Source organism: Streptomyces sp. NPDC002619 (assembly GCF_042889305.1).
GTDB lineage: Bacteria > Actinomycetota > Actinomycetes > Streptomycetales > Streptomycetaceae > Streptomyces.
Genome location: NZ_JBIAQV010000017.1, coordinates 170143 through 178413 on the forward strand (window position 1 = coordinate 170143; position 8271 = coordinate 178413).

The window sequence follows — 8271 nt, forward strand, 5'->3', positions numbered from 1 at the left end:
CGTCCTGTCTGGCCGGCCACGACGGCAAGGCGGTGTGCGCCGGGGGCGCGCAATCACGCTCCGCGCTCCGATGCCTGACAAGATGAGAGTTCCATTTTGAGAGTTCCAATGCAACTCTATGTGTCAACTCGGTCGCTCATCGCGACTCATCGTCTAGCAGAGGGAGTTGAGCCACTTGGACTGCAACACCTGCATGCCGAGGAAGCCTTGGGACCTTTCGTTCCTGGCGGAACCCCAGGAGGTCGCGGGCTTACGGCGTGTTCTACGGCTCCACCTAGGGCTGTGGGGCCTGCCGGAAGTGATCGACGCAGCCCAACTCTGTGTCAGCGAGCTCGTCTCCAACGTGATCACACACGTGGGCTCGGGCACCCCGGCCACCCTCGCCGTCTCCATGAGCGGCACGTGCCTGCGTGTCGAGGTTCACGACCCCGACACGCGCGCCCTACCGACGCTCGTTGATGCAACCACTGATGCCGAAACGGGACGCGGCATGGCGCTCGTCAGCGCGACCACCGAACGCTGGGGAGTCCGACTCCTCTCCGACCGCAAGATCACGTGGTGCGAGCTCGCCACTGGATTGACCTCGGCAAACGGGCACCGAACAGACGCACATGTTTCTAGGGCAGAGAAAGTGCTCGACTTCTACAACCCCGGACAGTCGAAGTGCCCAGCGGGATCAGGCAGGCTGAGCGCCGCCGCCGTAGAGACGGTGGCGATCGGCGCCATCGCCGACCTCCTTCACTGGCTTCGGGCGCACGGTCATGACGCGGATGATGCCCTTGACCGAGCCCAGACGCACTTCGAGGCGGAAGCGGAGAAGCTCACCCGCTGGTGATCGCGGCCGAGTACGACCACACATCGGCTGGGAGCTGATGCTCCAGGTCCCAGGTGATCGCCATCGGCTTGCTGCCATCGTGCTCCACGTAAGTGGCCGGGCCTAGCAGCATCCACGGCTCGGACTTGCCGATGCTGGTCTCCTTGTAGCGACGCAGGAACAGCAGGACGTGGCTGCCCTGTTCGACGTGGTGCTGGTAGCGCACGCCCGTCGGTGACGTTTCGGATGTGCCGTTCTGGGACTCCCAGTGGAAACGAGTGGGACTGATCGCGAAGTCCTTGTAGCGGACGTTCGGGGAGAAGTCCCGCTCGTTCTTTTCAGAGGTGATGAACAGGGCGTCGGTCTTGATCTCCTCGACCCAGCTCACTCCCTGGGCGAAGACGCCGGGCAACTGCCCGCCCAGCCGGGCAACGCCAAGCGCCGCCAGGATTTCGGAACGGTTGTACGAGCTGTGGATCTTCAGCGGGATACGACCGAGTTGGCCGCCCAGAGAGATAGGGAGGTGGTCGGTCCGGTCGAGGACATACGCCAGGACCTGCCGCAACTCGTCGCGGACCCGTTCCTGGACACGCAGTGATTCCAGTCCCTCCCGGTAGCTGGAGAAACCACCGGCCCTATCCCACAGGTTGAAGAAGAGCATGCGGGCGTATACCTGCTCGCCATGGGAGAGCGAGTCGTAATCGGGGGCATCGTCCGAGAGGAGGCGCAGGTAGACGGCGGCTCGCTCAGGGTCATCGACGTGCAGGAAGGCATGGACGCGCTTGAGGAGTTCGTCCTCACCAGGCAACTCGGCCTCCGTGATGACCCTGGCCTTGCGTAGGACCTTGGTCCAGGAATTGGAGCTCTTGTAGAGCTCCTTGATCTCACGCCTACTCTCGCGTAGGTAGGACACGAGCTCGAGTGTGCTGTAGTCCCGGACCTCTCTCGCCAGTGTGTTGATGGTCGAGTTGATCTGCGTACGGATGTTGTCGAGGACCAGCTTCTTGGACTTCCCCTCCAGGATGATCTGGCAGCCAGACGGCAGGTGCGGGAAGTCGCGCTCGATGCTCTCGACCAAACGATTGCGGGAGAGGTTGGTCAGGGCGCGGAACTGCTCTTCGAAGCGGAACTCCGCTCGATGCTGGCCGATGAAGTCCAGCACGGTCAGCACAGGCTTGTTCGGGGTACGGCGCAGACCGCGTCCCAGCTGCTGGAGGAACACGGTTGCGCTGTTCGTCGGCCGTAGGAGGAGCAGCGTGTCGACGTCTGGGACGTCCAGGCCTTCGTTGAAGAGATCAACCGAGAAGATCACCTGGATCTTGCCGGTCCGCAAGTCACTCAGAGCACGCTCGCGCTCCGCAGTGGTCGACTCGCTGTCGAGGGCGGCGGCCTTGAGCCCGGCTTCGTTGAAGCAACTGGCCATGAAGTGGGCGTGTGCCTTGGTGACGCAGAAGCCCAAGGCTCGCATGGCAGACGGGTTGGCGATCTTCGCCTTGATCTGATTGATGACGATGAGCGCCCGGGCATGACTGGCGGTGTAGAGGTTCCCCAGCTCGTCCCGGTCGTAGGAACCCGCTCGCCAGTTGAGCTGAGACAGATCCGTACCGTCTGGGACTCCGAAGTACTGGAACGGGCACAGGAGCTCGTTCTCGAGGGCTTCCCACAGCCGCATCTCAGCGGCGATCCGACCACCGAAGATCTTGACTCCGGCGATTTCCAGGTCCTGCACATTGGACCCATCCATACGCTCCGGCGTCGCCGTGAGGCCGAGCAGTTCGGCCGGTTTGAAGTGTCCGAGGACACGGCGGTACGTCTTCGCCTCGGCGTGGTGGAACTCATCGATGACGATGGCATCGAAATGGCCGGGATCCAGTTGCTCCAGTCGCTGGAGATTGAGGGACTGGACGCTCGCGAAGACGTGCGTCCAGTCCTGAGGCTGCTGCCCGTTGTAGAGCAGTTCGCCGAAGGAGCCGTCCGCAAGTACCTCGCGATAGGTGCGTCGTGACTGGTCCAGGATCTCCTTGCGGTGTGCGACAAACAGTAGCCGGGGGAGCTCTCCGCCGCGCTGGTCGCGTAGGTTGCGGTAGTCCAGGGCTGCCATGACGGTCTTCCCGGTACCGGTGGCCGCCACCAGGAGATTCCTATGGTGACCGCGGATCTCCCGCTCGACGCGGAGACGTTCCAGCATGTCCTGCTGGTGCGGGTACGGCCGTACTTCGAGCCCGGAGATGTTGATCTTCAGCTCATCGCCCGTCCCCTTGCCGCCAGCCAGGGTCAGCGCTTCGCTAAGGCGTTCCCCGTCGTGATCCGGGTCGTACAACTCGAACGCCGTATTGTTCCAGTACGCGCTGAACGTGGCCTCGAACTTCTCGATCAGCCTCGGGGTGGCCACCGATGACAGTCGTACGTTCCACTCGAGGCCGTCCAGTAGCGCGGACTTCGACAGGTTGGAGCTGCCCACATAGGCGGTGTCGAAGCCGGTGTCACGGCGAAAGAGCCAGGCCTTGGCGTGCAGGCGGGTCGTACGGATCTCGTAGTTGACCTTCACCTCGGCGCCGAACTCGCGGACCAGGCGATCCAGCGCGTGCCGTTCGGTGGCTCCGATGTAGGTGGTCGTGATGACCCGGATGCGGACGCCGCGGTTCCTGGCCGCGCGCAAGGAATCCTCGAGCACCCGTATGCCGTGCCACTTCACGAAGGCGCACAGCAGATCGATGCGGTCGGCCGTGGCGAGCTCTGCTCGCAGTTCGGCGCCCAGGTTGGGGTCATCCGGCGCGTTGGTGATGAGAGCTGTTTCGGAAAGGGGCGTCAGGGGACGCACCGCGAAGACACCGGGTGCTTCCTGCTCGGCGAGGGCGAGCAGCTGCCGGGGCCCGTCGGTGATCGCGCTGACCGTTTCGTCCTCATCCGGATCCGGTGCACTGGCGGCGATCGACCGCAGGATCTGATTGGCTGCGGCCACCTGCTTCTTGTGCGGCAGTTGACTCAGCCGACGGCCCACAGCCGCGCCGATGTAGCGCGCCAGCACGTGAGGTGTGGACTCTTCGGTGACCTCGTCATCGATCGTTTTCCACCCTGCTGCTTCGAGGGCGTCGAGCCGATCACGAAGGCTCTCGGTGATGAGCTCCTCGTAGACGCCTTCGATCGGCTGCGTCAGGTCCCCCGACTCCGTCACGACTGCTCCTCTTGATCCCTCATGGGTGATCGCACACGATCACATGCGCCGATATGGATCTGTTCTAACAGCAGTCACTGACAATCGAAGATCCTGCGGTGAAAGTTGATCATTTTCGGACACTCGGAGTCATGGGGACCGGTCACGCCCCGTGGCACTCTCCATATCGCTGCCCCGACCCACACCAGCAAGCAACTCCTTGCTGAGGCGGCCAAACCACAGCCCTCCCCCTCGCCGCCAGCGTCGTCGCATACTGCGGCAGCAACGCCGCCTCCGCCGGTGAAGACGCCTCCGACGCCGCGAACGCCTCGTACGACGGGACCGTACCCGTCACGATGCCCAGGTTCGCCGTCCCCGAGGTGGACAGCTCCCGCAGCGAGGCCTCTATCGTTTCCAGGTGCTCCTCATGGGACGGGTACTCCGACTCCAGGGACGGGTACGCCGAGACCAGTTCCGAGAGTTCGGTCGCCGGCCAGTGCAGGACTGCCACCGGGAAGGGGCGGGAGAGGGCCTCTCGGTATGCGCCGAGCTCCGCTCGTAGGCGGGAGATCTCCGCCTCCAGGTCCGCCGGGTTGTTCGAGCCCAGGGACCAGACGCGTTTCGGGTCGTGCAGCTCGTCCAGGGACACCGAGGACGAGTGGAGGGTGTCCGCCAGGGTGTCCCAGTCGTCGTGCGGGGCGCCCAGCATCCTGCGCACGCGGTGGCGGCCGAAGAGGAGGGGGCGGGTCGCGTATGGGGGCTCCGGCGCTTCACTCAGCAGCAGCGTCGCCGCCTCCGTGAACGTGTCCTGCGCAGCCTCCAGTTCGTCGTGGGATTCGAGGGCCTCCGCGACGATCACCCAGGGGGCCGGGTCGCGCGGGGCGGCGACGCGGAGTCCCTCGATGATCGCGCGAGCCTCGGCCTCGTGGCCGTACTCCCAAAGGTTCGACGCCTTCAGGGCTCGTACCAGGTGAGGGTTGTCCAGATCGCCGTCGGACGACAGCAGGCGGTCGTACAGCGTGGTCGCGGCGGGGCGGTCGCCGGAGAGTTCCAGGTGGGCCGCGGCCTGGAGGAGCAGGGCCTCCGCGTCCTCGGGATACAGGCCGGCGGTCCGCTCCAGGCGTGCCGCTTCGGCGGTGTGGTCGACGTTCTCGGCAGGCGTGTCGGGGCGCATGGGGGACACGGTACTGCCGACCAGCGACAAACGAGAGGGAGGGAGAGGTGTGATGGTCTGCCCTTCCCGTACGGACGGCTCCTACACAGTCACTCCGTCGATCTGGAGCGTCTGCACCGACTTCGCCGCACGACGTCCGGAAGCCGGGTTCCGGGTGAAATCGCCGATGGCTCTGGTGAGTTGGAGGCGGCGCGCCTATCGTGCGGGCGGCTTCGGCGAGGAGTGCGAGGAGGGCGAGGAGGCGTTCGCGTGGTGCCTGTCGTGGAGCACGGGACGCGGCGCAGGCGTGCCCGGCGCCGGCGGGTGCTGTGGGGCGGGGGTGAGGTCCTCGTCACCGTCGGGGTCGTACTCCTGCTGCTCGTCGTGCACCAGCTGTGGTGGACCAACCGGGAGGCGAAACGGGGTGCCGAGCGGAAGGTGGAGGCGCTGGAGCGGGAGTGGGGGAGTGGGGCGGCGGGCTCGCCGGATGTTCCCTCCGGCTCCGGTACGGCGTCCACGGCACCCTCGGCGCGACCGGGACGTACGGGTACGGCTACGACGGCGACCCCGAGGCGGCCGTACACCACGACCCGTACCGTCCGCGCCGACGACTCCCGGGCGTACGCCGTCCTGACCATCCCCCGGCTGCACCTGCGCGTGCCGGTCGCGGAGGGCGTCGGCAAGCAGGACGTGCTCAACAAGGGGTACGTCGGCCACTACCCCGGCACCCAACAGCCCGGCCGGGCAGGCAACTTCGCGCTCGCCGGGCACCGGAACACCCACGGGGAGCCCTTCCGGTACCTGCCGCGACTGCGCCCCGGGGACACGGTTCAGGTGGAGACGCGGACGGCGACCTACACCTACGCCGTCGACAAGATCCTCCCGCAGACGTCGCCCCGCGACTCCGGTGTCCTACGGCCCGTACCGCGCTCCGCCGTGCGACCCGCGTACGGCTACACCGACCCCGGTTACTACCTCACCCTGACCACCTGCACGCCGGAGTTCACGTCCCGGTACCGGCTGGTGGTGTGGGGGAAGTTGCTGTCGATGCGGCCGCGGGCGTAGACGCACCACCCACCCTCCCTTCGTGCGCCTCGCCCTCCCTTCGTGCGCCCCGGCCGCCCGAGTCCGGGGCGGTTCGGCCGGCCGTCGTGATCACCCCCTGACCGTGTGACGCAGCCCACACCCAGATAGTTTGCATTTCAATCTCTTTCGAGGAAATCTCTTCCGAGGAAGAGTTCTTCCGGAGGGGCGGATCACCGCCCCGCCAGCACGTCCGAGGAGGCCGCGATGCCGGCATCCACCAACCGAGAGCAGGGACTGCTCGCACGGATAGGCCGCCTGTTCGGCCGTACCGAGTCCCCGCGCGTACCAGAACAAGAGAAGGAACCCGCTATGTTCAACGCCGCCAACGTCAAGGCCGCCCCCAGCCCTGACCTGCTGACCCCCGACAACTCGGTGATGCTGTTCGTCGACCACCAGCCGCAGATGTTCTTCGGGACCGGCAGCGGCGACCGCACGTCGATCATCAACGCCACGGTGGGCCTGGGTAAGGCGGCCAAGGTGTTCAACGTGCCGACGGTCCTCACCACCGTCGCCGCCGAGTCGTTCTCCGGACCGCTGCTGCCCCAGCTGGCCGACGTCTTCCCGGGCCAGGAGATCATCGACCGGACCACGATGAACGCCTGGGAGGACGGCAATGTCGTCGAGGCGGTCAAGGCAACCGGCCGCCGCAAGCTGATCATCTCGGGTCTGTGGACCGAGGTCTGCCTCGTGCTCCCGACCCTGTCGGCGCTGAGCCAGGGCTACGAGGTCTACGTGGTGACCGACGCCTCCGGTGGCGTCAGCCCGCAGGCGCACGAGCACGCCATCGAGCGGATGGTCAAGGCCGGCGCCGTGCCGGTGACCTGGATCCAGGTGCTGCTCGAGCTGCAGCGCGACTGGGCCCGCCAGGAGACCTACGTCCCCGTCACCGAGCTCGTCAAGGAGCACGGCGGCGCGTACGGCCTCGGCCTCGTCTACGCCCAGTCCGTCCTCGGCGCCCACGCCGCGGGCTGACCCCGTACCCCGGTTGCCGGCCGGACGGCGTACCCCCTTCCTCCGGCCGGCAGCCGGTTCATCGCCGTGGGCGCCCGCGCACCCGGCGCCCCGGTGGTGAACGCGGCGCGGGCGGACGTCCCGCGCCGCGTCACACCGGCGGCAACCCCTCCATCACCGGCTACCGCCGGACCCTGGGCCCCGACCCAAGGAAGCGACAGTGAACCTCAACCAACCGTCGGCCCCCCATACGACCGGCGCCCGTGAACCCCTCCTGCCGGCCCTCATGACGGTGACCGGCGTCAGCGGACTCATCGACGCCATCAGCTATGTCGGTCTGGGACACGTCTTCACGGCGAACATGACCGGCAACGTGGTCATCATCGGCTTCGCCGCCGCCGGTGTGCCCGGCTTCTCCGTGCTCGGCTCGCTGGTGTCGCTGGCCGCCTTCCTGGTCGGCGCGGGGATCGCCGGCCGGCTGGAGGGCGTGCTGCGTCCCCGGACGAAACCCGTCTGGCTGCGCCTGATCCTGGCCGTCGAGACGGTGCTGCTGGGCATCGCCACCGTCATCGCCTTCGTCACCAGTCACGCGGTCCTCGCGCTCATCGCGGTGTCCGCGCTGGCCATGGGCCTGCGGAACGGGACGGTGCGCAAGCTCGCCGTGCCCGACGTGACGACGACCGTGCTGACGCTCACGCTGACCGGGCTGGCCTCCGACTCGAGTCTCGCGGGCGGTGCCAATCCCCGCGTCGGGCGCCGGCTGGCCTCCGTACTGGCCATGCTGGTGGGCGCGTTCGTGGGAGCTCTGCTCGTACGGCACACGGGGCTGGGCTGGCCCCTGCTGGTCAGCACCCTCGGCGCCGCCGTCGGCGTCCTGGCTGTCCCGCGTGCGCCGGCCACCAAGTCTGCCGAGGCCGGCCCTTCCGCCAACTGACGCCGCCCACACGGGAAGTCCGGCCGCGCAGGCCTCTGTCCCCGCCGGTATCCCCCGCCCCGCACAACACCCCACGCATTCCCCGGAGTTGATTTCCATGGCCACTATGCCTGTGGCAGGCCTCCCTCCGCTCACCACCGAGCACCTCGCCGACCTCGTGGTCCGCAACGGCAAGATCC

At 67.0% G+C, this 8271-nt stretch carries 6 protein-coding genes; 4 read left to right on the plus strand and 2 right to left on the minus strand.

Going from position 1 to position 8271, the window contains the following annotated elements; all coding sequences use genetic code 11:
- Nucleotides 1-193: 193 nt before the first annotated feature.
- Nucleotides 194-835: an ATP-binding protein gene (locus ACFYXB_RS25680; protein ID WP_389586362.1), complete on the plus strand. Its 642-nt coding sequence runs from the start codon at nucleotides 194-196 to the stop codon at nucleotides 833-835.
- On the opposite strand, the gene ACFYXB_RS25685 is transcribed toward ACFYXB_RS25680, so the two are convergent.
- Complete coding sequence (locus tag ACFYXB_RS25685) at nucleotides 822-3989, minus strand: DUF3427 domain-containing protein (protein WP_389586354.1); 3168 nt, start codon at nucleotides 3987-3989, stop codon at nucleotides 822-824. The genes ACFYXB_RS25680 and ACFYXB_RS25685 overlap by 14 nt on opposite strands.
- 142 nt (nucleotides 3990-4131) lie before the next feature.
- Complete coding sequence (locus tag ACFYXB_RS25690) at nucleotides 4132-5142, minus strand: SEC-C metal-binding domain-containing protein (protein WP_389586356.1); 1011 nt, start codon at nucleotides 5140-5142, stop codon at nucleotides 4132-4134.
- A 249-nt stretch (nucleotides 5143-5391) separates the two neighbouring features.
- Between ACFYXB_RS25690 and ACFYXB_RS25695 the strand changes: the two genes are divergently transcribed.
- From ACFYXB_RS25695 to ACFYXB_RS25705, 3 genes are all read left to right on the plus strand, one after another.
- On the plus strand, nucleotides 5392-6186 hold the full coding sequence (locus tag ACFYXB_RS25695; RefSeq protein ID WP_389586358.1) for a class E sortase: 795 nt from the start codon (nucleotides 5392-5394) through the stop codon (nucleotides 6184-6186).
- A gap of 330 nt (nucleotides 6187-6516) precedes the next feature.
- Nucleotides 6517-7179: a hydrolase gene (locus ACFYXB_RS25700; protein WP_389586364.1), complete on the plus strand. Its 663-nt coding sequence runs from the start codon at nucleotides 6517-6519 to the stop codon at nucleotides 7177-7179.
- 199 nt (nucleotides 7180-7378) lie between these two features.
- On the plus strand, nucleotides 7379-8092 hold the full coding sequence (locus ACFYXB_RS25705) for a YoaK family protein (protein WP_389586359.1): 714 nt from the start codon (nucleotides 7379-7381) through the stop codon (nucleotides 8090-8092).
- Nucleotides 8093-8271 lie beyond the last annotated feature (179 nt).